Annotated in this window: 19 protein-coding genes; 9 read left to right on the top strand and 10 right to left on the bottom strand. The window is 42.3% G+C overall.

What is annotated here, in order from left to right; all coding sequences use genetic code 11:
• Positions 1-28 precede the first annotated feature (28 nt).
• From cls to ACEN2L_RS18340, 3 genes are all read left to right on the top strand, one after another.
• Positions 29-1,483, top strand: a complete 1,455-nt coding sequence (gene cls, locus ACEN2L_RS18350; RefSeq protein WP_441745531.1) for a cardiolipin synthase — start codon at positions 29-31, stop codon at positions 1,481-1,483.
• A gap of 44 nt (positions 1,484-1,527) precedes the next feature.
• Positions 1,528-2,298: an endonuclease/exonuclease/phosphatase family protein gene (locus ACEN2L_RS18345; protein WP_441745529.1), complete on the top strand. Its 771-nt coding sequence runs from the start codon at positions 1,528-1,530 to the stop codon at positions 2,296-2,298.
• 153 nt (positions 2,299-2,451) lie between these two features.
• Positions 2,452-2,922, top strand: a complete 471-nt coding sequence (locus ACEN2L_RS18340; protein ID WP_441745527.1) for an FKBP-type peptidyl-prolyl cis-trans isomerase — start codon at positions 2,452-2,454, stop codon at positions 2,920-2,922.
• Positions 2,923-3,057: 135 nt separating this feature from the next.
• Here ACEN2L_RS18340 and ACEN2L_RS18335 read toward each other — a convergent pair whose 3' ends face one another.
• Complete coding sequence (locus ACEN2L_RS18335; protein WP_441745525.1) at positions 3,058-3,429, bottom strand: VOC family protein; 372 nt, start codon at positions 3,427-3,429, stop codon at positions 3,058-3,060.
• Positions 3,430-3,625: 196 nt separating this feature from the next.
• Between ACEN2L_RS18335 and ACEN2L_RS18330 the strand changes: the two genes are divergently transcribed.
• From ACEN2L_RS18330 to ACEN2L_RS18305, 6 genes are all read left to right on the top strand, one after another.
• Complete coding sequence (locus ACEN2L_RS18330) at positions 3,626-4,927, top strand: serine hydrolase domain-containing protein (RefSeq protein WP_441745523.1); 1,302 nt, start codon at positions 3,626-3,628, stop codon at positions 4,925-4,927.
• A gap of 75 nt (positions 4,928-5,002) precedes the next feature.
• Positions 5,003-5,644, top strand: a complete 642-nt coding sequence (locus tag ACEN2L_RS18325; RefSeq protein ID WP_441745521.1) for a hypothetical protein — start codon at positions 5,003-5,005, stop codon at positions 5,642-5,644.
• Between the two features lie 151 nt (positions 5,645-5,795).
• A complete protein-coding gene (locus ACEN2L_RS18320; protein ID WP_441745520.1) occupies positions 5,796-7,220 on the top strand; it encodes a COG3014 family protein in 1,425 nt (474 codons plus the stop codon).
• Positions 7,221-7,355: 135 nt separating this feature from the next.
• Positions 7,356-7,958 (top strand): penicillin-binding protein activator LpoB, encoded by a 603-nt coding sequence (gene lpoB / locus ACEN2L_RS18315; RefSeq protein WP_306023373.1) that lies wholly within the window; start codon positions 7,356-7,358, stop codon positions 7,956-7,958.
• A 39-nt stretch (positions 7,959-7,997) separates the two neighbouring features.
• Positions 7,998-8,465, top strand: coding sequence for a glycine zipper 2TM domain-containing protein (locus tag ACEN2L_RS18310; RefSeq protein ID WP_441745517.1), 468 nt, complete (start codon positions 7,998-8,000; stop codon positions 8,463-8,465).
• A gap of 199 nt (positions 8,466-8,664) precedes the next feature.
• Complete coding sequence (locus ACEN2L_RS18305) at positions 8,665-9,930, top strand: diguanylate cyclase (protein ID WP_441745515.1); 1,266 nt, start codon at positions 8,665-8,667, stop codon at positions 9,928-9,930.
• 833 nt (positions 9,931-10,763) lie between these two features.
• Here ACEN2L_RS18305 and ACEN2L_RS18300 read toward each other — a convergent pair.
• The 9 genes from ACEN2L_RS18300 to ACEN2L_RS18260 all read right to left on the bottom strand — a co-directional run bounded on the left by ACEN2L_RS18300 (position 10,764) and on the right by ACEN2L_RS18260 (position 26,516).
• Positions 10,764-11,177, bottom strand: coding sequence for a GNAT family N-acetyltransferase (locus ACEN2L_RS18300; RefSeq protein WP_441745513.1), 414 nt, complete (start codon positions 11,175-11,177; stop codon positions 10,764-10,766).
• Between the two features lie 277 nt (positions 11,178-11,454).
• On the bottom strand, positions 11,455-11,646 hold the full coding sequence (locus ACEN2L_RS18295) for a CsbD family protein (RefSeq protein WP_306020072.1): 192 nt from the start codon (positions 11,644-11,646) through the stop codon (positions 11,455-11,457).
• Between the two features lie 261 nt (positions 11,647-11,907).
• Positions 11,908-12,606 (bottom strand): dienelactone hydrolase family protein, encoded by a 699-nt coding sequence (locus tag ACEN2L_RS18290; RefSeq protein ID WP_441745511.1) that lies wholly within the window; start codon positions 12,604-12,606, stop codon positions 11,908-11,910.
• A gap of 24 nt (positions 12,607-12,630) precedes the next feature.
• Positions 12,631-13,749: a fatty acid desaturase family protein gene (locus ACEN2L_RS18285; RefSeq protein ID WP_441745509.1), complete on the bottom strand. Its 1,119-nt coding sequence runs from the start codon at positions 13,747-13,749 to the stop codon at positions 12,631-12,633.
• 10 nt (positions 13,750-13,759) lie between these two features.
• Complete coding sequence (locus tag ACEN2L_RS18280) at positions 13,760-14,803, bottom strand: flavin reductase family protein (RefSeq protein WP_441745507.1); 1,044 nt, start codon at positions 14,801-14,803, stop codon at positions 13,760-13,762.
• 422 nt (positions 14,804-15,225) lie between these two features.
• On the bottom strand, positions 15,226-15,633 hold the full coding sequence (locus ACEN2L_RS18275; protein WP_306020066.1) for a DoxX family protein: 408 nt from the start codon (positions 15,631-15,633) through the stop codon (positions 15,226-15,228).
• A 99-nt stretch (positions 15,634-15,732) separates the two neighbouring features.
• Positions 15,733-16,710: an alpha/beta hydrolase fold domain-containing protein gene (locus tag ACEN2L_RS18270; protein ID WP_441745505.1), complete on the bottom strand. Its 978-nt coding sequence runs from the start codon at positions 16,708-16,710 to the stop codon at positions 15,733-15,735.
• A 68-nt stretch (positions 16,711-16,778) separates the two neighbouring features.
• Positions 16,779-23,423 (bottom strand): pectinesterase family protein, encoded by a 6,645-nt coding sequence (locus ACEN2L_RS18265; RefSeq protein ID WP_441745504.1) that lies wholly within the window; start codon positions 23,421-23,423, stop codon positions 16,779-16,781.
• Positions 23,424-23,519: 96 nt separating this feature from the next.
• Positions 23,520-26,516 (bottom strand): TonB-dependent receptor, encoded by a 2,997-nt coding sequence (locus tag ACEN2L_RS18260; protein WP_441745502.1) that lies wholly within the window; start codon positions 26,514-26,516, stop codon positions 23,520-23,522.
• Positions 26,517-26,583: the final 67 nt, after the last annotated feature.

Raw genomic sequence — 26,583 nt, 5'->3', positions numbered from 1 at the left:
GATTTGCTTCATTATATTTAAGGTTTTTATGCAAATATTGGAAATTTTACTTGAGTGGCTTTACACCCATTGGGTCACTATTGTTGTTGTACTGCATGTTAGCTTATCTGTTGTGACATCGTTACATGTACTTTTGTTTAAAGAAAATGAGCGAACATCGCTGGCATGGATTGGCCTAGTTATTCTATCACCGGTGATAGGAAGTTTGTTTTATTGGTTGTTTGGCATTAATCGCATCAAACGTTTGGCCCAAAAAGAGCACCCTCAAACCTTTAAACAAGACTTTCGGCAAGCTGAAAAAGCCATTCATTTTCATGCTCTACCGGCGCATTGGCACTCTTCTATTATTGCTGGATACAAAATCCATCCCATTAATTTACTGGCACAAAACCACGTTGAACCGTTAATAAATGGTGACGCGGCCTACCCGGCTATGATTGAGTCCATTCATCAGGCCCAGCGCTACATTGTGCTCTCTAGCTATATCTTTGATTACGATTCACTCGGCCATCAATTTGTCGACGCCCTAGCTAAAGCCCAGCAGCGCGGCGTAATCGTTAATGTGCTTCTTGACGGCATTGGTGTTGGCTATAGCTGGCATAAATCAGACCGTGTATTAAAAAAGTTAGGGGTGAAAACCGCGCGTTTTTTACCCGCTATTTCTTTAACCAGTATTCGTTTTATTAATCTGAGAAACCACCGAAAAATACTCTGTATTGACGGTACAGTCGCTTATATTGGCGGTATGAATCTTAGTGAAGACAATCTTGTTTGCACAGCAGCACATCCGATAGACGACATTCATTTTAAAGTAAGCGGACCGGTAATTGATCAAATCAGTCAGGTCTTTAGCGAGGATTGGTTTTTTGCCACTGGTGAGCTCATTCAATTTCCATCTTATCAAGCCAAAGCTTCCCAGCAGTGCAATAGTAGCTCGGTTGTAGCGCGTGTTATTCAAGATGGTCCAGATGAAGATCATAATAAAATACGCTGGACCTTAATAAACGCATTAGTATGCGCCCAAACCAGTGTGAAAATTATGACCCCCTACTTCATCCCTGACCAAACGTTAATGACCTCGCTTCATGCGGCTGCCTTACGGGGTGTAGCTATCGAAATTATTGTGCCAAAACGCAGTAATATTGCCTTTATAGACTGGGTATTAGAGGCGAATTTTTTACGGATTTTGGCTCACGGTATTAAGATTTATAAAAATAATCGGCCGTTTGATCACAGTAAAATTGTGCTGATAGATGACCTTTGGTCGTTTATTGGTTCAACTAATTGGGATGCAAGAAGTTTAGAATTCAATTTTGAGATTAATCTTGAATGCTTTGATGCACAGCTTAACGCAAAACTCAGTGCTTTCTTTGCAACGAAAAAACAGCAGTCGACCATGGTGACCGAACAAGAAATGAAGGAACTTGCCACCTACAAAAAGGTTCGAAACAACTTATTTCGTTTGTTCTCGCCCTATTTGTAATACTGGGCTGAATGCCTTCAAAACGATATCTAAAGGTTTCTATTATGTTTAAAAACCGCTACAGCGCAGTAGAATCAATCAAGATTATGGGCACAGCGTCAAAAGAAACCTTGAGCACTGACTTTAGTGTTTTATTGTGGAACGTATTTAAATGTCAAAAGAAAGGCTGGCAGGAAGATTTTAAAACACTTAGTAAAGATAAAGACTTAATTTTATTGCAAGAAGCGATTTTAAACTCCCCTTTTGATAATTATTTCAGTCAATCAACCCAGTATCAATGGATGATGGCACGGAGCTTTAAAAATCTCAAAACCCGTATTGAGACCGGTGTAAAAACCGGCTCAACCGTGCCAGCTAGTGACTATGTGTTTTCAGCTTCAGTGCCAAGCGAGCCGCTTTCACAAACAAAAAAGATGGTCTTGGCTTGTGAGTATCCTCTACCAGAATATGGTCAACGATTGCTGGTAGTCAATTGTCATCTCATCAACTTTGTGTCATTCACAAAATTCAGATCCCACCTTGAGCAAATTTTTCAAACCCTTGAACGTCATAAAGGACCCATTGTATTGGCAGGTGATTTTAATACCTGGAACAATAAAAGATTACGGTTTTTTAATCATCTTGCTAAGTCGTTTTTACTCAGTGAAGTAAAGATGCAACGTAAGCCAAAATTGATGCATTTATTTAAGCATCTTGATCATATTTACTGCCGGGGCATAACGGTGGTGCAAGCACAAGTACATACTGATATTCATTCTTCTGACCACTACCCTATTAGCTTAGCGTTGCGTGTGCAGGCTTCTGGTGAACCCTAACGTTCAGTCAGTAAATAGCGATAAATACTAAAGAAGCGCTTTTAACAGGATTTGTATCAGGCACTTGTCTCTCCCCTTTTTTCGCTATTAGACTGATTGTGTTAAAAAAGTAAGCGATGCTAGAATGCGCGCCACTCATTTATAGGACCCATCATGAAATTTATTGTTATCGGAATTATTATCGCGCTGGCGATATTTTACTTCACCAGAAGCGCCAATAATAAAAAGCTCGCGCTTGAAAATATAGCCATTGGTAACACCTTTTTAACGTCAAATAAGCGAAATGAAGGCGTGCAAGAAACAGCATCTGGATTGCAATATTTGGAACTCAAAAAAGGCGCAGGTAGTTCACACCCAACTGCAAAATCAACAGTCAAAGTGCATTACCACGGCACGTTGTTAGACGGCAGCGTTTTTGATAGCTCAGTTGAGCGAGATAAACCAATTAGTTTTCCGTTAAATCAAGTCATTAGTGGTTGGACTGAAGGACTGCAATTGATGGTGGTTGGTGATAAATTTAGATTTTATATCCCCGCTCATTTGGCCTACGGCAACCGTGCAACGGGCAGCATACAACCTGGATCTTTACTTATTTTTGAAGTCGAATTGTTAGAAATTCAGTAAGGATTTGAATTTTTCATTGTCATTAAGTGAAATAGACTTTTGCCTTAGATTACTACCAGAAGGCACATTGTCCGTCTCATTCTCTAAGCATACAAAACGCAATACAGCAACGAGGCTGTATTGCGTTTTAGCTTCTTAACCGAAATGGTTAAACGCTATTTTATTGCCGTCTACATCTCGGAAATAGGCACCGTAAAAAACGTTCGGGATACGCTGACCAGGCTTACCGTCACAGGTCGCACCTAGTGCAATGGCCTTGTTATATAGTTCATCACACTGCTCTTTTGAGCCAGGTGCAATAGCCACCATGTTGCCATTCCCACAATGCTGCGGCTGAGCATTATAAGGAATGCAAATAGCAAGCATAGGCTCTTGCATACTTTTACCAATAAAAATAATGCGATCCATTTTTATCAACGTTTTTGCGCCGATTGGGGCTAATAGTTCATTATAAAAAGCTTCTGATTTTTCTAAATCACTAACACCGATAGTTGCATAACTAAGCATATTTTTTCCCGTTTTGTATTGAAGCGATTAATAGTAGACAAGACCTAATCAAAGGTCTGTGACTCTTATACTCTACTATTACGTAAAGGTTCTGTGTATGTGCACATAATCTGTAAATACTTTTGAGCTTTGTCTAATTGGCAAGGCTGAATTGAACCGTTACACTGACCATCTCAGCCCACAATAAAAATATATTATGAAAAAAATCCTCTTAGTTGTAGCGAGTTTATCGCTGTCATCCTGTGTGGTATCTGTTAACGAAAGTGCCAGCCATAATCAAGCAACAAGCCACTCCCCTTCATCTATAAGTGATACAGCCCAAGGTTTTTCACAACAACGCTTGCAGCGAATCGACGCTAAAATGCAAGAGTATATCGACGAAGGCAAACTCGCTGGCATTATGACACTGGTGTCGCGCAATAATAAAACCGTACACGTAACGACTCAGGGGATGCAAGACATCGCTGCTGGCAAAGCAATGCAGCGTGACGCTATCTTTCGTATTTATTCAATGACTAAACCTATTACCACTGTCGCTGCACTCACTCTGTGGGAGCAAGGCAAGTTTCATATGAATGATCCTATTTGGTGGTATTTACCCGAACTAAAAGAACTGAAAGTGTATGTAAGAGGTAGCGGCGATAGCATGGTGTTAGAAGACACAAAATCGCCTGTTCGTATTATTGATTTGTTTACCCATACAGCTGGATTCAGCTACGGTTTTACTGGTAGTGAAGTTGACAAACTTTATCGTGCATCACCTATGATGCAAGGTAAAACAAAGCCAGAAGAGACCCTACGAGAGTTGGCAAAATTGCCGCTGAATCACCAACCCGGTACGCAATGGAACTACGGGGTCAATACTGATGTTATTGGCTATTTAGTTGAAAAGTTAAGCGGTATGAAATTGGGTGAATATGTAAAACAAAGTATCCTTGACCCGCTTGATATGCAGGACACCGGTTTTCATGTACCCGCTGAAAAAGCCCATCGCCTCGCTGCGGTGTACAACAGCGATAAAGAAGGCAACACCGTTGAGATGCAAAATGTGCCTTTGGGCGATTTTTTGACGGATCCGGCTATCCATAATGGCGGCGGTGGAATGGTTTCCACCATAGATGACTATCTGACATTTGCTCGCATGTTATTAAATGATGGTGAGGTCAACGGAGTGAGAATTTTGGGACGTAAAACTGTTGAGTATATGCGGGCTAATCATTTACCTGCTAATTTAGTGCCCTTTAGCTCATGGGCCGATGGCGAAGGATACGGATTAGCAATGTCTGTCACCACTGATACTGGTGCGCTCAAATTTATGGGCTCTGAAGGTAACTATGGCTGGGGCGGTATGGCATCGACGTATTTTAGAATCGATCCTGTCGAGAATTTGATCATTATTGGTATGGCGCAATTTATTCCAAGTGGTACTCATCGTTATGCCGATGATTTACGTAACCTAACTTATCAAGCATTGGTTGACGAAAGACCAGCTAAATAGACTGAGCAAAAGGTATCATAGCCAAGATGCCAAGGATGGCATTGTACCGAAGCGTTAATGAGCGATAGAAGCAGCATGACTGAAATGAAATACCCGCCTTGGCGCCAACGATTAGCCAGAAGTTTGCATATCAACCGTAGTCAAATGCAGGCGAAATACTACCAAGTCGCCAGTGTTGGCTCAGATGGTCGTGCAAAAAACAGGACAATGGTTTTCAGGGGATTTTTAAACGCTACCCATAGTTTGCTTTCAGTCACCGATTGTCGAAGTGACAAAATCCCTCAGTGGAACACCGCCTCAGCCCCCTACTTCGAAATTTGTTGGTATTTTAGCGGCTCGAGAGAGCAATTTCGAATTTCCGGCGACGTTGTATTGTTGTCGCCGTCTTTAGCGCTAAGTGTAAATGAATCGCTACTTGGGGGCAGTACAAAAGCAGACATCCTGAAACAACAGTGGTTGAATTTATCCCCAACCGCCAGACAAGCATTTTTTGCAGGCACGCCCAAAGCGCCTTATGATGAAAATAATCATGCTTGGGCAGGCAATACACCAGTAAAAGTCATTAGCCATGATACTCTGTCTACCATCAGCGAACATTTTTGCGTGGTACTTTTCATACCTGAAGCGGTTGATTATCTCAATCTGAAAGCTACCCCACAAGAGCGTTGTCTTTATTCTTTGCAAGAAAACTGGCAAGAAAAGCGCGTGAATGCCTGATGTGCTAAGGTGTAGAAACTTACTTTTTTAAAGACATTATTTTTTCAAGTAAGCGTATCAATATGACCAAATTATCTTTAGTCTAATAGCGAATTATTCAGAGCACTTATTGTCTGAATGTGGTCTGTTAGTTTTATGAATTAAGTCGTACATGCCCTCATTTGTTGTATCTTTTCGTCGATTAGCTCAAGGCTTGATTTTAGGCTGCTTAGTCATAAGTGTGTCAGCTTGCTCAAGTATGGGGTTCAATAATCTTTTCTCAGGTTACGCCGAGCAGTTAAAAACCGTAAGAATGGCCCAGTTAAATGGCGACTTTTCCAAAGCCGCTAATCTAGTCGAAGTGCCTAAAAACAAACAAACTAACTATTCTTTGAGCTTGCTTGAAAAAGCCCGTCTACATTATTTAGCCCAAGATTGGGCACAAAGCCGAGAAGAGTTTACCTTGGTGTCTACTGAACTTGAACAAGAACAAGCGAAAGCTAAACTGAGAGTCAGTGATGGTCTTGCCAACATGACCGCATTAGTGAGTAGCGACAATGCAATTGCCTACGATATTCCAGCGTACGAGCAAACGATGTTGCACAGTTATCAGGCCCTAAACTATGTGTTTTTAGGCCAGCTTGACGGTGCGTTAGTCGAGGTGCGCCGTGCAAACTTAGTGCAAGAAAACGCTTTGAAACAACATCAGCAAAGCATCGATAAAGCCGCTGAGAGTGTTGACAAAAACGCCCTGAAGCAAACTTATCCCTCAATGGCTGCGATGATTGGTGATATCAAAAATGGTTTTCAAAATGCCTACACTTTTTATTTATCTGGTGTTTTATATGAAGCCGCAAAACAGCCAAATGACGCTTATATCGATTACAAACGAGCCTTAGAAATTTACCCTAACAATGTATATCTGCAGCAGGATGTATTGCGTTTAGCCACCCAACTGCAAATGGTCGATGACCTAGCGCTATTCACACCAAAATACGGTGATTATCTCGGCGCTAATAAGACTGAACACGGCGAATTAGTTGTATTGTTAGAACGCGGGGTAATTAACGCCAAACAAGAAGTGGCAATTGATTTACCCCTCTTTACCAGTTCCTATAAAGCGCGGTTTTTTAGTTTTGCCTTACCTGTGTATCAAGGTTCATTGGCCCACTATCCTAAAGTGAGTATTACGGCACAGGAACAACGTTATGATGCTGAGCCGATTGCTCGTCTGCAATCGTTGGCATCCAAACAACTACAAGAACAACTGCCCGCTATTGTGACTCGACAAGCACTGCGAATAATTGCTAAAGAAAAGCTGCGAAGTACCATGAGTAAAGAAGGTGGGGATTTGGGTAATATTTTGGCAACCCTTTATAACATTACGTCTGAACAAGCCGACACCAGGAGTTGGTTAACCTTGCCTGATGAGATGCAAATTATGCGTTTGTCCTTACCCGCTGGGCAACAACAACTCAGTTTAAATATTGGAGGGAAGACCCAAGACATCAGCGTTGCTATTAAAGCGGGCAGAATAAGCTTAATGAACCTAACAACTATCGAAAACGTTACTAGTCAAAAAGTAACGCAATTATAAGCCTGTCGTTAATAAGGCTCTGAGTAAGTAACAAAGTAATGTGTAGCAAATAGGGTAGATGGCCGTGATGCCGATTAACAAAGCGCATACGGCCATTAAATAACAAATGTGTATTTGAATAGATAGGATAAACCAATGAAAAAATTACTCGTCATAAGTGCCATAAGCATGTCTTTAACAGTCGTGGCGGGCTGTGCAAACCAATCCGTAGTGCGGTATGGGGATGCCACAGCCGTTGAAACCACGGATGTCAATTTTGGCTCAACTGATTTACAGAAAATAGCCAATGAAATGACGGATTCACTTTTGCAGTCTCCAGTGGTTGGCACGATGACTATGAACAAACGCCCCATTGTTTTTGTGGATTCAGTGAAAAATAAAACCAGTGAGCATATTGATACTGAATCATTAACTGACTCTGTTTCAACGCAGTTATTAAAGTCTGGCAAATTTCGATTTGTTGATATGGGCAAAGTGAGTGCGGTACGTGAGCAGCTTAATTATCAAAATGAAGGCGGTTTAGTCGATCCTGTTAAAGCGGTGCAATTTGGCAAACAAGTGGGCGCGGAATACATGTTGTACGGAAATTTATCAAGTATTGTCAAAACCAATGCGGATAAGTCTGACGTGTATTACAAGTTCACCATGCGTTTAATGGACTTAGAAAGCGGCTTGGTTGAATGGGCAGATGAAACCGAAATCCGTAAAACACGTACCAAAGAATTGCTTGGCTGGTAATGCTCACCCACTTCAACAAGTCACTATGAGGATAAGTCCATGAAAGCACTGTTTGTTTGTGCCCTATTATTGGTCGGGTATCTCACCCCTGCCCTTGCTGACTATCAGCGCAACGAAGCAGTGCCGGTAGACAAGGTAATATTTGGCAAAGTGACATCTGTGAGAAATGTGACGCAAACTGAATTACTTGAAGATCGGAATCATGGTTGGAAAGTATTTGGTGGCGCACTTATTGGCGGCACTATCGGTAATCAGTTTGGTAGTGGTGGGGGGCGAGCCTTAAGCACCATACTTGGCGCTATGTTGGGTGGTTCTGTCGCCAATACCAACAATCAACGCGTCGAGCAAATCACCATACAGTTGGTTGAACTTATGATCACTATTGAAGACGGTAGTGAATACATGGTGGTACAAGACCGAGATCCTGCTATGATTTTTCAGCCAAGAGATAAAATACGTATGATATATTTGGCTGATGGTTCAGTTCGAATCGATAAACAAATGTAAGTTAACAAAGGCTTGACCAAAATTAGGCCAAGCCTCGGTTTATTAGCGTATATGAAATTTTGTCTGGTAGTGAATAGCCAATGTTTTACTATCATCTTATTCAGCTGCCGTAACTTGGTATTGCTCAATAACACTGTGTTTTTGCATTCAAAACTTGTTAGGAATGTCGAAGATTATTTTAGCTGAATAGAGAAACAGCATGGTTCAAGTTCTATCTTCGCCTTTATTTATTACCGCTAGTATCAGTTTGATTTTAAGCATTTTCTTTATACTGTTGTATTTTCGTCTCAAGTTTCGCTACGAAGAATCGGTTAGGTACTATCTGATTTTCGCGCTGGCAGCACTCACGAGTAGCATTTTTTTTAGCGCCTTTGCGGTGTTGGTAAATTCTGCTGACAACCTAAATTACCTAAATGTAGCAAATCGCCTGACCGTCATTAGTGCGATGTTTACCATTGTGCTGAGCCTGCATTTTTATATCGCATTTTTTCAATACAAAGCCCCGATATTGTTAAAATGGTGCTACGCCATTTGTGCATGTTTTTCAATCTTGGCGGTAGTACCCAATCAATACTTTCTTAGTAAAGCGTTTTACTCAACATCTCAATACTACACGGGCTTAATGTATGGTCCACTGTTTCAAATGTGGGGGGCCTGGATACTAATATTGGCGATGTATTGCATTTTCATTTTGGTAAACGTTTACGTTCGACAACGAAGAAGACACGAAAATGGAGCAACAAGCACGGTTCAGTTACTTTTGTTGGCTAATTTAGTTTGGATGATAACGGGCGTAAGTGATACCTTCACAGGTATTCAAGTTATTGATTTTCCACCTCTTACCTGGATTGGTTCATTTTTAGTCACTTGCAGTATTGCTTGGATATTGGTGCTTCATATCGACAAATTGTACGAAGAAAGACGTCAACTAAATAATCGGTTGATGTACGACCATTTAACTCAAGCATTTTCTCTCAGTTTTTTAGAAATTCGCTTAACAGACGTCATTAACTCAATTTCTCGTAATAAGTTGCATGGACTCTCTGTGTGCGTGTTCGACGTAGATAATTTCAAAAACATAAATGATCAATATGGCCATGCAAACGGCGATGAGTTATTGAGGCAAATAACAACGATAATTAAAGAAAATATCCGCCCATCTGATTGTATCGCACGTTTAGGGGGAGATGAATTTGTGATTTTATTGCCGGATAATCAACAAGAAAACAATGCAGTTATGATAATTGAGAGAATTCGCAAACATATATCTGAAAGCCTCTATGGTATTGGCGACCATAAATTCAATGCATCATGTTCATTTGGCATGGTCAGCGCAACAGCTGAACACTTACATTTCAATGATTTACCCCACCAACTCTTATCATGCGCCGATGAGGCACTGTATAGTGCGAAACACCAAGGTAAAAATGCTATTGGTGTCGCAACCTTAAGCGACTTATCTTAATAAATGGCTGAGCAAAAATAGAATAAATTAAGACAAAGCTGAGTTTAGGGCGTGTTGACATTTGGCTTGAACCCTTCGGGTCCGTAACGGATATTAAGCGTTTGTGCAGCTTCATCACTCGCTCATGTAGAATAACTACACCGCGCTCGTGCTTTATTGAATAACCACCGCACAACACGCTGTAAAAACACACATCAAAGGTCAACACGCCCTAATGTTTTAATCTGTTCCGTAATTGAAGGGGCTTCTGCTTGCATTGCTAATTTATCCAGTATGTTAAGAATTAGTGGGTCAAAGAAGCCAGCCGCAAAAGTCCATAATAAGGCTTTTGCCGCGGCTAAACTTTTTAAGGTTTGGTCATAAATACCGCATTTAAGTCAATGTAGTCGAGTATATTGCCGGTGAAATTGCGGCGCAGAGGCCCTTGCAACCTATCGGTTGAAAAGAAGGCATAAGATATCCACCCAAGCATATAACAATACCTTACGTAAAAATGAAAATGGGTTTTTCTTAAGCATGAGCAATTGCCCTAAAGACGGGTGTCTCATTGGTAGTCAGAGAACGAAGATTCGCGAGGAAAATCTTGAATCATCTTCACTTATCTTCACAAGATGATTCATGCTTTTTGTTGATGGGAAGTGCCTGCTAAGTCCATCAAATGTAAAACATTTACAAAATGTCAGCCTACCCGTTATTTTTTACCATCTTTGTTTTTGCTCATTATTATTGCAGCAATAAAGACAATTAAAATCACAAAACCAGCCTTTAGCGCGATATCGATAATAGTTTCCATCATATTTTCTCCTAGGGTTTTGGGTCAATAAAGCCAGTGATTAGCTCAGTTGTGAAATACTCCGCAGTATCCAGGCACTATCGTGTTGTTCAAAACCGATTTTAGGGTAGTAACCTTCTGCAAGTGGCGCAGCTAACAAGATTACGCTACACAAATCGTTAAGTTGCTCTTTAGTCAGTTTGATAAGATTACGGCCAATGCCTTGTGATTGAATGCCTTCGTGCACCGCTAAGTCTGACAAATAGCAGCAGTAATGAAAGTCAGTGACTGAACGAGCTAGCCCCAACAGTTTGCCTTGTTGCCAAGCGGTCACTACTAAATTTGCATTATCCAACATGCCCTGAATCAGGTCCTTGTTGTGAAGTGGACGCCTTGCACCTAATGACGTATTTGAAAGCAACTCGCAAAATTCCTCAACGCTAATGGGCTGATTGACTTTGTATTCAATTGTCATAGCTAATATCCAAGCTGATCACGAACCGTTCGTCATTAAATCACCTCAGTGAAACAGTAACAACCGTAAGCGCAAATTGAAACTCGCTACTCTATTGCCTTCCCTTCAGGCTGCTCGCGGAGCAAGCCATTTAAGTTCTGGTAGGTAGATAACAAGGGTAAGATAAATGCAGTGCTGTAATTGAACAGGTATGTACGTTCATGAATTTTTACACTGCAGGGTACATAAAAAAGGGCGCTAACATTAAGGGGTGGTTGCTGTTAACGCCCTATTGTGGCTAATTAAAGAATGAGTCGACTTCTTTTTCGGCTTCTTCTTTACTTTTGCCGTATTTTTGCTGAATTTTGCCAACTAATTCAGTACGGCTGCCATTGATTTTATCCATATCATCATTGGTCAATTCACCCCATTTCTTTTGGGTTTTACCTTTTAGCTCTTTCCAATTACCTTTAATTTGATCGCTATTCATTGTTATCTCCTTTATTAATTCAAATGAAGTGCTGTTTGCCAACTGAGATTTGCAACCACCAGGCCAAGTTAAAAAATCATTTAGATTCAATAGCTTATATTTTAAATATAAAAATTTAACTCTCTTATGCATGTTATTCCTACAGAGCCGTTCCGTAAAAATTACACAGCAAGATAAACAGAGGATTGAATTACGCAGAAAACGCATTATGAAGCTCTTTGGCTTACCAATGAGCTCGAACAAGATTGCTAGTTTGTGATGCTAAAGGTGTTCAGATAAAAACGTTAAGGTGCGCCCTAAGGCGAGCGCAGAGGCTTTTTGATTAAACATTGCTGGTCTTCCCCAACAATTAAAACCATGCTCAGTATCGGCATAATCGTAAAAAATGGCCTTGGCTTTGTCCTTAAATGCGGATTTTACTTTACTCACCGCTGCTTGACTAATGTGGCTATCATTTTTGGCATAGTGGAACATAATCGGCAGAGTAAGCTGCTCGCTTAATTCTAAACAGCGATCAATGCCTCCACCGTAATAACACACAGCAGCATCTACTTGACTACCCGCTGCGGTTCTATAAGCCAGTTGTCCACCCATACAATAGCCTACTACTCCCACCTTTGCTGTCACTGCAGGCAAAGAGCGCAGGGTCGCAACTGCATCTTTTATATGCAAAGCGGCATCGGCAAAGTCCATTTTGCTATAGTAATCGAAGGCTTGTTGATTACCTGCATCGTCATAATTGAGTGACACCCGATGCTCGAACTGCCAAAATATATCAGGGGCTAAAACGACGTATCCAGCTAGAGCATACTGGTCGGCTACCGCTTGGATATGTTCATTTACTCCCCATATTTCCTGAAGCAAAATTAAGCCGGGTCCCTTGCCACTTGGGGGTAAAGATAAATAACCAGAATACTCGTTATCACCTTGCTGTTTGATGGTTATCCAATTGCTGTGCATTTTTATCTCCGTGTTGAGTTTTTGCTATAGCATACTTTGAACGCGGTGCTTTGGATTAACTAATCGTGTAGTTTTTGCCCCACCAGGAAACGAATACCGAATTATGCGCCAAAACACGCTCACATACTGGCTAAAAAAGCTACCCGTGTTATAAGCAATACCATATTTAGCAGCAATAGCCTGCACATCAACAGCCATCGCGGGGTAATGGCGTGCGGGGATATCAGGAAATAAATGATGTTCAATTTGGCAGCTCAAATGGCCAGTTAGTATATGTAAATATGTGGGGCCAGTGAAATTTGATGAGCCCAACATTTGACGGTAATACCAATGACCACGGCTTTCATCACTACATTGACTCTCAGTAAAGGTATGAACATCTTTGGTAAAATGCCCGCAAAAAATTACTGTTGATGTCCATAAATTACGGATGAAATTCGCCAGTAAATTACCCGCTATGACCCACAACCACATTGGCCCCGCTACCAAAGGAAAGAATAGATAATCTTTCACTAATTGGCGCGTGCCCTTACTTAAAAATGCTTTTTTTAATGCTTGATCACTGACTTGAGAGTGGCGTCCGACCTTTTTCTTTTTGCTGAAAACTCGCTGACCAGCCAATTCGTGATAGGCAATACCCCACTGAAATAACATACTCAGTAAGAGGTAGGTACCGCCTTGCCATAAATTACGCACACGCCAACGTAAGTCATTGCTTAACCTTAGCAAACCATAGCCAAAGTCACGATCCTTGCCGATAATATTGGTGTAGGTATGGTGTTCATAATTATGGGTTCGCTGCCATGAGCCTGCGTCACACACGATATCCCACTCGTAACGCTTAGAATGTAACAAGGGATGATTCATCCAATCATATTGACCGTGTAATACATTGTGACCAATTTCCATATTGTCGAGAATTTTAGCTAGCGCCAGTAGCAAAACGCCTAAAAGCCAAAGCCAGGGGGTGATAAATCCCAGTACCATAAAAATACGACCACTAATGGCACTTAAACGTTGTACCAATAACACCCGTTTAATATAACGGGCGTCAGACTCGCCTACTTGTTCTTGAACTTTTTGTTTTAGGGCGTCCAAATCGACTTGTAAAGCGTCTAATTGTTGCGCATTAGGCATCATCATGTTCGGTTCCTTACAATTTTACTACTAATTCTGTCACGGGCTGGCTGACACAAAGTTGAATTTGTTCTTCGCCATGCCCACTCAATACACCCGTTCGCATATCTCGTACCTGACCAGTGACTTTTTGACACACACATTGAAAACATACGCCCATACGGCAAGCAAAACGGGGCGATAGACCACTATCCTCTGCCCCTTGCAGTAAACTCACCCCTTTGGCTATATGCGCAACCCTATTGGTACCTGCATGAAAAAAGGTCGCCAGGACGAGATCTTCAGCATTTTTTTCATCAACTCGTATTACACTTAATCCAAATTGCTCTTGAAAAATGCAATCGTCCTGAATGTTGAACATATTGAGTTGATGACGCACGATTTGCATAAACGCAGGTGGACCGCATAGGTAATACTGATCACTTTGAAAATGGGCCAAAGAATCAATAAAACGCTCAGCCGATTCAACGGCACTGTCGCTGATGAATAAAGAAAATTGCTTGTGTTGTTTGGCTAAGGCTTGCAGTTCAGGCAATAACGCAGCGTTTTCCGCCGTTTTTACCCGGTATATCAACGTTACCGGTGCGAGCCAATGTCGTTGACTCAGTAGCATGGCGGCAATGGGGGTAATGCCAGACCCCGCTGCAATAAACGTGGTGCTTTGTTGACTATTTGCCCAAACAAAATCCCCTCTTGCCTTGCTTACATTAAGTCGATCGTTAACAGTGAGACCGGCTAACAAAGGCGTAAAGCTACCATTGTGCTGCACTTTACAGCACAGGTGTATTTCACGGTGGCTTTGCCAACGAGAAACCGGTGAACACAGACTAAAAGTCCGCGTAACTATTCTGCCATTGTTAATTAAGAACAAATCAATATGCTGCCCCCCACTAAATCCAGGCCAACGTTTTGATACCTTGAGTTTAATATAGAGCATTCCCTGTGCTTTTTGCTCAAGGCTAATAACCTTGGCACTGAAAGCATTTGGTAAGTAGTCAGGCCACAACACGTTAATAAGGGGTAAAATGTAGAGTATAAAAGCAGGTTGATTGCCTAGCATAAGGCAAAATGAACACCATAAACGTCGAAAAAAAGCCATCATTACACAAGATTTTACTAAGCTGCCAAATTTGAGCGCACAGTTGTACACTAAACTTACTGGTTTGGCCAGTCATATGATTTAAATAAGTACTAAAATTCAAATAACTTTATGAATTTTATAAACTTAGTTTATTCTTAAAATTATGAAATTTATCGAGCTAAGCGAACAGCTGTTTATATTATGTAAAGAAAAAGAAGGTAAATTAAAACAAACTTAAGAAACTGGGCCTGTATTTATGCGCAGAAGTTGACGGTAGTTTGCCATGTTAAGGGAGGCATGTAGCATAGCGCATTTCAACTTATCACTTAGTGCACACTGCCGCCCTGTCTGCTTTTTTATATTGACTAACAGGGTCACAGTTAATGATTCGCTTGATTTGTTTATCGATGACGATTATCTAAACTAAATGGGCCCGTACCTCTGGCTGCCAGAACAAGTAAACCCGCCATAATGGCCATATTTTTAACAAAGTTCTGGGTTTCATGGGCAACATTTGCGCCTTCTGGTAGGTTCCAAAAGTTATGCATGTACACACTAATAACCAAGGTCAGTCCAGCCAAGATAAAAGCCGCGACTTTGCCCTTATAACCGACGATAATCGCAAAACCTGCACTTAACTGAATAATAATGGTTAAGATCAGCAAAGGGTTAATAAAAGGCACATCGTGTTTTGCCATGTACTGACTCATTCCCTCGAAACTGCTTATTTTTTGTATGCCCGGCAAGATAAAATACAAACCGAGTAATACGCGGCCAGCCATCAAACACAAGCTATCGAATAAATTCATACTGGTTTGCCTTTTACTTGTTCATTTAATGAAGCCTAGGATGCTACTGCCCTTTAATAAGCTTGTCAGCTTTGTTTTACCTAGTCACATGCAAATACCTCAAGGAAGGGCTTGTAAAAAGGTATCGATAGGCTCGACTATGTCACTAAGCCACGGCTCAAATAGCCAAAATGGATGCGGTGCATGCTCTAAAGTAACAAGGCGTGCACGTTTGCCATGTTGTAGTAATCGCCTTTCAACGTCTTTAAACCCTGCTCTAAAACGGCTTTGACCACTGCTAATAAATAATAAAGATGGCGATTGATTGGTAATATATTGTGGAATTGACACCTGTTGCCACAGGGCTGTTTTATCAGCAAAACGCCCTCCTAACCATCGGGCCAGCGCCGAATCTGAATTGCCGTTTTTATCTTCTGCGAGTAAGCCCTCTCCTGAAGCCACGTCAAGCACACCGTCTAGATTTACTACAGCATTAACCTGATAAGCGTTTGAGTTTGGAATAAACACATTATGCTCGGCGCTATAGGCCACCAACGAAGCTAAATGCCCACCTGATGAGCCTCCCAGAAGGCTAATTTGATTTTTATTAAAGTTAAAGGTACTTGACTGTGAACTAAGCCACCGGATCCCCTGGTAGATATCTTCAATCGCTGCAGGAAATGCTGCTTCGGGGGATAAACGATATTCTAAACAAGCACTTACATAGCCTCTTAAGGCCAGTGCTTTTGCAAGTTGATGCATATGAGTTTTATGGCCGGAGCCCCATCCTCCGCCATGAATAAGTAACACGGCGCGCCCATTGCGTTGAGTCGTGGGGCGCATGATGTCCATGGTGAGTTCACGACCTGAGGCATGGCTATAAACGTGATTAGCTGTGATGTGAACTTTATCCTCAACATGTATCTGGGCAATACGCAACTCAGGGTAGGTATTCTGGTACTTCATAAAACTGCTCTGTACTGAGTAGCGTAAATCTTGCGGATAACTCGTGTTGGCTGACAGCGCTTTGTCGCACATAAAACCAGCAAAAAGTAAAATGAATAAGGAGTGATAGTGCGTTGCCATAATTCTTTTCATACTGTTCCCTGAAAAAATAAAGGGTAGCCTCAGGCTACCCTTTACATTTAACTAGACCACACGTGCTATTAATCAGTATATTGAATTCGCAAATTATCCAATACTACTGTCGCGCCAGTTTCGGTTCTGATTTGTAAAAACGAATTGGCGTTTGCCACCAAGCCTGCTACTTCTAAGGTGCCAATAGTTAGGGTATTTGCATCTACTGCAAAAAACTTCGATGCTCCACCATGCTGAGATTGGCTACTACTGGAAGTATTATTGTTCACATAGATTTGAAAATCTTTGCTGGTGTCTGTGCCGCCTACACTGATGATATCCATCACCACTTTATAGGGTTTACTGAGGTCGAATACGCCCGTGCCGGTGGTATCATTTTCAGTTGTACTAACGCCCGGTGTAGTATTGCCAACAGTAAAGCGCGCACTTGCAAGACTGAGTTGCTCGTTCACGATTGACAAACCATCACCGCCACCTGTCACGTAATACATCGCACTGACACCATCACCCGCTAAACTTTTATAGTCTGCACTTAAAAAACGGGTGGCATCTGTGGCGGAAAAATCTTCATTTAAAAGGTCTGCTGCTGGCAGGTATTCAATCCGCAGGTTGTCTATTACCACGCTTGCGCCAGTCTCCGTTCTAAATTGTAAAAACGAATTTGCATTGGCAACTAATCCAGGTATTTCTAAGGTACCCACAGTCAACGTGCTCACATCGACACCATAGAATTTTGATGCACTGCCATGCATAGACTCGCCACTACTAGCGGTGTTGTTATCAACATAAACTTGAAAGTCTTTTGTGGTATCTGAGCCACCAACACTAATGATATCCATCACTACTTTGTAGGGTTTGCTTAAATCAAACACCCCCGAACTGGTGCTAGGCGTATCATTTGAACTTGTGGTGCTTGAAGGGGCGCTATTACCTAGGGTAAAACGGGCACTAATTAAGTGAAGCTGACCATCTATTAACTTGATATTACTGCCTCCCCCAGTTGCCTTATACAAGGCTGCACTACTATCACCGGGGATGTTTTTATAGTCAGCACTAAAGAAAGTAGCGACATCAGGGGCACTGAAGTTTTCACTGTAAGGTAAGCTTACATCAGTGTCGACTGGCGTTTGACCACTGTTATCAATCGCCGGGATATCAAGGTTACTTTGGTCAAGTTTACCTACACCAGAGAGGTTGATAACATTGATTTTTACTACATCAGCTTGCTCTAACTCATAATCATAAGGAACAACATAACTGCTGGTTGATTGACCATCTTGCGCACTAATTTCCCCACTGTCTGGTGTCGTCCATGTCACGCCGTCGCCAAGAATATTGCCAGACAAATTCCAATAGCCAACCACGTCAGTATAGAAAGAGACAATGGGGTTTTGGGTATTTTCAAACACGTTGTTTTCGATCAACAGTTCAGCACCGCGACGCGAATTAATAGCCGTTGAGTGAATATTGTTAAAATAGTTGTTATACAAATGCCCATAACCGTATCTGAATAGAGGCAAACGAGATTCAATATTTTCAAACCGATTGTGATGAAAGGTAATATTGCGTTCGGTATTACTACTTGCCGTGTCAGGCTCGGTATGGCCATGTAATGACGCTTTCCAATGATCATGTAAGTAGTTATATGAAATCGTAATATTTTTGGCACCACTTTTGGTATCAATTAAACCATCGTAGTAGTCTTTATCGACACTCATGGTGCTGTAAAGCTCATTGTGATCAATCCAGATGTTTTCGGTGGTTGAGCCGTCTGTATCACCTTCAATTGAAATTGCGTCTTTGCCACCCGTTAGCACATGATGAATTTTTAAGTTTTGAATAATGATGTTATTAGCGCGACGAATTTGAATACCAATACCGTCAAATTCACCACGGTCTGCGACACCAATAATAGACACGTTATCCATGTCTTTAATGTCGATTGAATTACCGCTTCCGCCGCTGTTGGCATCAGTGATGGTGCCATCAACGAAGATGGTAACAGGCACATTGGTGTTTTTCGCTTCGCTAAGTGCATTGATAAGCGCTACACCATTATCAACGGTTATGACGGTGCCGCCAGCGCCACCGGTGACATCAAAGTTATGACCAGCAAAGCCTTTATCCGCTAAGATTTGCCCCACTACCGCGGCGTTATCAGCCGCAGGATCCCAGCCTTGATTGCTGTTGTAACTAGCAAATATCGACACACGGTCACTTAGATTGGCAACATCACCTGCACTGAGTACATAGCCACCTACACGGGCACTTAAATCCAATAGATTGCCCGCCATGTCCATGCTGCCGTATTCTCTCCAACCACTGGTTGCGGTTGCGGTTGCAGGATTTGGCGCAGGCTGGCTATTAACCCCCAAGACTGCCCAACCAGAGCTCGCAATATGAGTATCAAATTTATTGTTAATCAAGGTAACGTTATCAAAATAAGACGAGTTGCCGCCGCTTCGAGCAATGTAAGTCGAGTTATCTAAGACATCATTACCAATTGGGCCAGGGCCATGGGTAAACTCACTGTTTAAAAATACAAAGCCAGGATCGCTTTCTACCGGCACGCGGGCTTGCAGGATATAACCACCTGAAGTATCCGTATTAGGATCGCCGTTTTTAGAGTCACCAATGGTCCTGATTTCGCTTTCTTCAAACAAGGCAGTTACTGGATAGCCCCAAATAAAGTCAACATTCCCTGCAACCAAGGTATCAAAAAACCAGCTATAGCCTTTTAACAACAAGGTGTCTTGTTCACTGATAAAGTTAGCTTCTTTGGCTATCAAACGATTATTACTATTGAAGTAAATCGTTTCAGCTTGATTTGAAAAGGCGCTGGAACGTATGTGGGCATTTTTTAGCGTGAGTTTAGTCAAGGTCAATAAGTCTGCACCTTCAACTAAAAAGACACTACGTCCACCGTTTGGTGCGCCTGTTCCAGGGGCTTCACTACCACCAGAGCCGGTATTTTTAGTATCGTAGTTAACGAATTGAATAAGCGTGTTGTCGCGACTTTCACCGCTAATTGTCAGATTATTCTTATTTCGTAAATATAAAGGCTCGTTGTACGTGCCATCTTTAACCATGATTGTGGCTGGTGTATCTGCTGTAAGATGCTGCATGGCGTAGTTTAATGCTGCCTGCACAGTTCTAAAGTCTGCAGTACCGTCATCATCTACCGTTACACTCGCAGCACTTGGTGCACTCGTCTTGGTGGTAAAATACCAATTGCTGTTTTCGCCTAAGCCAACGAAATCAACACCGTTTAGCTGAGTGCCACTGACCACACCATTACCTATCACTACATAATAAGTGGTGTTGTAGTCAAGCATGCTGTTGTGCGGTTTAATTATCAATTGATTACCATCAACCCACATCAATTCAGTATTTAAACGACGCACTCGGTCTTGACCCTGATAGCCTAATGAGTCGATTTCGCTACCAACGTTAATGGTATCGACTAAAGCGTCATTGCTGGCATCAAAGATTCTCACTTCGCCGATGCTACCAAGAGTGGGCACACTATCAAAAGTAAGGCTTAAGGTTCCGTCAATGTACTGTGAGGTGGCCGCAATGGCCGGAGATACTTTGCCTGATAAATCGCCATAGCTTTCTGTCGGCATCACAAAACCTGCGGCTACTGATACTCTGATTGTGCGAACAATAGACGGGTCAGAGCCTGATACCACCGTAATATCACTGGTACCTGCGCTAAGAGGCGTTAACGTCAGTTCATTACCAACTAACTCCGCTTTTACAACGTCTGAACTGGAAGAGGCAACCGTAAAGGTATCGACTGTTAGCCCGTCATTTTTCATTGCGGTGATATTGATCACTAAAGGATCAGAGGTGGTAGAGGTATCCCATGCTTGTTCTTTGTAGTCCAAAGTCAATTGAATGGGCTTAACGCGCGGATCCCCAATTTTAAGATCATCAAGCTCGAAAGAACGATTATTGGTAAAAATACCACTGAGGCCCTTTGTGCTAAATGTAGAATCCGACGCACTGCCCATTAATTCACCGTCAAGATAAACGCTGAGCTCGGTATCGATCATTTCAAAACGAACGCTGTACCATATGCCATCGCCTTCACCGTTTTTCTCACCTAAGTAAATTGGCGACTTTGTTTGAACCGGACGTGAAATAGATCCGTTAACACTCACGGCCACTTCTACTTGGGTACTACTAGGTGCATTTTGAACGTTTAAACCTCCACCATACCAGTTGCCCGCACTGTCATAACGGCCTAACAAATAAAGTTGTTTGTTAGCGGTGGTGCTATTTTGTCTTGGACGAATTTTCGCTTCAACAAAGTAGTTGGCATTTTCGGGAACATTGGCCATGGCAGCTTCGGTGAATAGCATTAATTCACCACCGGCACCTCCTGCGTTATAACGCAATACGGTATTACCCTGGTCCACGTAAGTGTCAAAGAAGCCGATGGCGCCTTCGGTATTGGTGTCTTGAGCCAATAAGTCATAGTTGCTGGTAACACCTTGAGTGAAATCATCACAAAAATATAAATCGGGCTCTGACGCGCAGCTAAAACCGGTTGAGAAATATTCAATACGAATATTATCAACCACTACCTTTGCCCCACCCTCTGTACGAATTTGTATAAATGAATTTTTCGTACCAACAGTGCCTGGAATGGTTAATGTGCCGACCGTTACATTGCCCGCTTCTTCGTTATAAATACGTGAGGCGCCGCCATGCACAGAATTGCTGCTGCCGCTGGTATTATTATCAATATAAACCTGTAGCTTTTTGGTCGCGTCGGTGAAGTCCACAGCCACTACATCCATAACAATGTTATAGGGACGACTTAGATCAAACACACCAGTACTTTGCAGATCGGCTGAGCTACTTGTATTGCCGGGTACTGCGTTTCCAATCGTAAAACGTCCGCCGTCAAGTTCAAGACCCGAATCAAGCACAGTAACCGAACCACCAGTTTTGGTGTAGAGCGCAACATCAAGATCATCTGCGTCTTTTACCGCAGCATAAGCTGAGCTAAAAATGTCGTCTGTAACACCTGCAAAACTACCATTAAATGGCAACGTTAAGACGGGGATGTTTTTTGGTGGTGCAGGCGGGCCTTCTGGCTCTTCTGGCTCTTCAATTGGCACGCTATCAGCCACGGTTTCAATTTTCAGATTATCAATGGTGATATTCCCGTTACTGTCGGTGCGCAATTGAAAAAAAGAGTTTTTAATCGCGGGATTTAATATGCGCGCAGCGGGATCACTCGGCTCAAGGCCTGTCACATCACTACCTGGTACATAGGTGTAGGTAAAGCGCTGGCCTACTGGTGTATTGGTTTCGTTGATGTCCATATCGTAGATTTTTGACGCCGCACCTTGCACAGAGTTAACCTGACTCGCGGTGTTGTTATCAACGTACATAGATAATTTGCCAGAGGCAGTATGCGCAATGACGTCAAAGCTAATAGTGAAGCCTTCGCTTAAATTAAAAATACCTGAACCTGCGGTATCATTGGGTGTGGTTGATGCGCTGGGGGTGACATTACCGATACTAAACCGTGTGGCGGCGAGGACTAAATGTCCATTAGTTTCATCAAGAGTGGTACTGCCGCCTGTTTTGGCATACATGCCTACTGATGGATCATAATCTAATAAGGTTTTATATCCACTGCTAAAAAAATCATTGGTTGTCACATTAAAGTCTTCGTCTAATGCTGCAGCGATGGAATTGGCTTGTTCTTCAAGCTTGATTAATTCAGCATCTGCTTGCTCTTGTGATAATGCCAATAAATTGTTTTTTTTGTCTTCTTTTGCATCACAACTGGCCACGGCAGTGGCAACACCGTCAACACCATTTACCGTGCAGAGGCTATAAACTTGGTCGACCGTATTAAAAGATTTGGCAATGATAAACGTCGTTTCTGTTTCGGTGCTGAGTTTGATGGCTCTGCGACCAAAGGTAAATTCATAGCTACCAGTGGTAGCGCTTTCACCCTCTGATATAACAAACGTGCCTTTTGTCGCATCTTCACCTGGGGTAAAAGTAATGGTCTCAAGATTGGTGGTTTTACCAGATAAAAACGGATTATATAAGGTGCCATTAAACTGATTAATATCAAATGTACTACCAATTAAGGTCCCAAATTCGCTCTCTAAATAATTGACAAAATGCGCAAGGGAGCTATCAAATGGGGCTAAGGTTGTCATTGCCCCCCCTGCAGCAGCGAGCCATGGTTCAACATCTGCGGCAAATTCAGAAGCGGGCCGATTGAAAAACTGTTCTACCGTTTGGTCTTGTGCTAACAACATGCTTGCGGCACTTGCTGCACTCGGGCTGATTTCAATACCGTTACTCGGGTCGCCATCTACATCTAAGGCTTGTAACAACCTTAATGTGTTTGCGACTGATTGCTGAAATGGTGTATCGGCACCGAACACTCTAAGTGGGGTAATAATGCTCGACGCCGCCACTGCCGGAAATTCAAATTCACCGATGTGAAATGTGATCACCTCACCGCGAAAGTAGTTGAATTGCCCATCGGCATTAGTGACGCCACTGGGTACCGACTCTGAACGGTACCCTAAACCACTCACGGGGCTATCCACAAACACGCCGGTAAGCGCCGGATCGGGCGCTTCTTTTACGTTAACGGTACTTTCCGCACCACATCCTGCCAATACAATTGCGCTCAATACGCTCATGGCTATTTTATTTTTTAACATCATGATCACCCTCCTAAGGATGAGATATCGTTTACTGTTTGCGCTGTACTTTCTTGAAGCTAACGCGCAAACCCGATGGTTTAACTTGCTGTGAACGAATTAATAAAACTTATAGTTAAGTCCAAGTTGATACGTGCGGCCGTATTCTTCTTTTTGATACAGAATGTTGCCGCCGCTTTTGGTATTACCTTCGAAGTAACGCAAATCAGCTTCGTTGGTCAGATTGATCGCATCGAAATAGATTTGAATTTGTTTGTTCACGTTGTAAATAGCTTTGAAATCTAGACTTTTGATTGCGTCTTGATAACGGTCTGACCACACTTTACATTCGTATGAGTCACTGGTATTTGCTGTCGCTGGGCATGAGCCCACTTCTTCAAGAATTTTTGAGCGATGATTACCGATTAAGCGCACAGAATAGCTATCGCTCTCCCATCCCACCGTTAAGTTAAAGGTGGTATCGGCTTGGTCAGGTAAGGGGACTTTGTCAGCGCGAATAGACTTATCAAGCTGTGCTTCACTGGTGAGCAAGGTCAAATTACTTTGAATAAAGAAACCACTTTCAAAGTATTGGTTATAGCTAAGCTCGGTGCCCATTACCGTGGCTTTATCACCATTGAGGGTAATATTCACATCATTAAGAATAAGATTTTGCGGGATCACAAATTCAGTAATTTGATTAACAGGCAAGGTTAAAGGCAAATCAGGTAAGGACATCGTGATGCCGTTCACATCTACGATAAAATTATCGATATCCTTGTAAAACAGTGAAGCTTCCATAAACAAATCTTTACTTGGATACCAACCAATTGACGCATCGTAGTTAATGGACGTCATGGCCACTAGGTTGGGGTTACCTACATCAAGTGTATTGTTAGAGCCTAAGATATAGTCTTGTAACTGCTGCACATTTGCACCGCCTTGTGCGTCATCACAGTCGTCACTTTGCGGCGGACACAACTCAATGTCTTCGTCAAATTTGGCAAAGGCACGTGCTTGTTTAAATGATGGGCGAGTAAAACTGGTCCAGATTGCACCACGAATAAGTATGTCTTCGTGCGGCTCATAACGCAGATGGACACTGGGGAAATACTCGCTGTACTTAATGGATGCTTCGGGCAGCGGTACGGCAATATCTAGGCTACCTTGGCCAGCACCATTAAACTGAAAATCATCATTTTCTAATGATAAAAAGCCTGTTGAAGAGAATTCTGTTTCAACAAAACGTACGCCACCTGACATAATTAAATCATCGGTAATGGGCAACTCGGCCATGATATACAGGGCTTTGGTGTCTTCCGTTAAGGTGTAATCTTCTTTAGTACTGTCAATAGACACCTCACCGTTGGTGGCTACGTCTCGCGTGATTTTCGATTTATCAACGATGTAATCCACTTGTCCTTGCTCGACAAAGGGGTAAGTGAAGTGATTGCCTGGAGGGATGGAACTGGGATAATCAGTATGCACAGAGTTCACCACTGTGATACAAGTTTCATCGCCACCGCAATCAGCGGCACTTGGGTCATAACTGGAACGGTTTTTATCTCTGATGTATTCGCGCTCAGAAAACGCTGCCCCTACTTTTATATAACTAAGGTGCTTGTAGTAGAAATCTTTAGTCAGGTTGATTTTGCCGCTTTTTATACTGTCATCACGAGTACCATCTTCTAAAAAGAGATTATCAAAATCCCAATTGGCTAGATTACTGGCATCACCTGATTCAGAGGTGCCAAAAGTATCAACACTCAAACCACTGATTTGGGCAGCTTCTTCTGGGCTTAATGCTCGGCCTAAAATATTGTCTTTGCTACCTTGACCATAAACAATATTGTCACGCTCACGAAATTGCACACGCCTGTCATTGTTGGATTCTTCATAAGAGCTTGACGCAGCTAACTCATAATCTAAGGTCCAACTTTCGCCAATTTGATTTTCACCGCCAATGCTAAAAGACTTGGTGGTATTGTCACCGCCTTGGATAAAATATTGGTGAAAAATATCAATGTCACTCGCAATAAATTCTTTTGTGAGATCATTAACATAGAGAATTTCACCACTGCCTATATTGCCCGCATCTTGAAAATCAAAAAACTCTCGAAGCGCCACATCAGAATCAGTGAATTTAGTCAGGTTGCCTCGCACGTAATAATAACTGGTATCCGTTGGTTTAAATTCCACATTCAATGACGCTGCTTTACGCGTGCGACCCGCAATTTCACGGCGTTTTTCTAACTGGCTTGGCCCAAGTATTTCTGGTCCAGAGGCTATTTGCTCTTTCGCTGTTGTAATGACCTCACCTTGATCATCTGTGATGTCACTAAAGCCTTTGTCAGCCTGGTAATAACGCATTTCTGTGGAGCTATGATGCCGAGTTTCATCCACTTGTGATTTACGGTTTTCTTGAGAAACGGCAAAACCAATACCTATGGTTTTATCTAAGAAAAATTGGGTGCCATCAAGGCTAAATTTAGGTGAATGTTCTTCGCGTTTATCGCTGTAAGCATCTTGAACTTTTAATTTAAGGGTATCTTTACCGCGCTCAAACGCTGAAATGGCATTGACGTTGACCGTCCCCCCAATAGAATTAAGATCTTGATCGGGTGTCAGGGTTTTTAATACTTCGATGGAGCCAAGAATGTCACCTGGAATGGCATCTAATCCGACTTTCCGGTCATCACCCACGCCAGACATTTCAGAGCCGTTTATGTTAACCGATACAAAACCCGGTCCAAGGCCACGAACGCTTACAAACTTGCCCTCACCTTCAGAACGTTGCAGGGTAACACCTGGTAAGCGTCTTAGTGATTCTGCAACGTTTTGGTCGACAAAATTACCTAGGTCATCGGTTGCAATAATAGAACTAAAGCTTTTATTTAAGCGTTCTAAATCCCTTGCTTTGATATCGGCTTGCCGTACTCCTGTGACTTCAACAACTTCTATTTCATCGTTAGTGTTTTGTGAGTTATTTGCAGCAGCGTCGCTGTTTTTTTCTACTGCATCTTTTGTTTGTTGAACAACAGGCTGTGCTTGCTGGGCATAAGCAGGAATGGCCATAGACATGGCGATTACTAAAGCCTTCAGTTGAAAACGTTTCATTTCGGATATTCTCCTAAGGTTCCATCATTATTAATTGGGGCGCCAACGCGAGACTGCCACCGGTGGC

Origin of the sequence: Flavobacterium sp. W21_SRS_FM6 (genome assembly GCF_052119645.1) — a bacterium.
Lineage (GTDB): Bacteria > Pseudomonadota > Gammaproteobacteria > Enterobacterales > Alteromonadaceae > Paraglaciecola.
The sequence above is the reverse complement of the archived record's forward strand: the minus strand, read 5'-3'. Positions and strand labels throughout refer to the sequence as shown.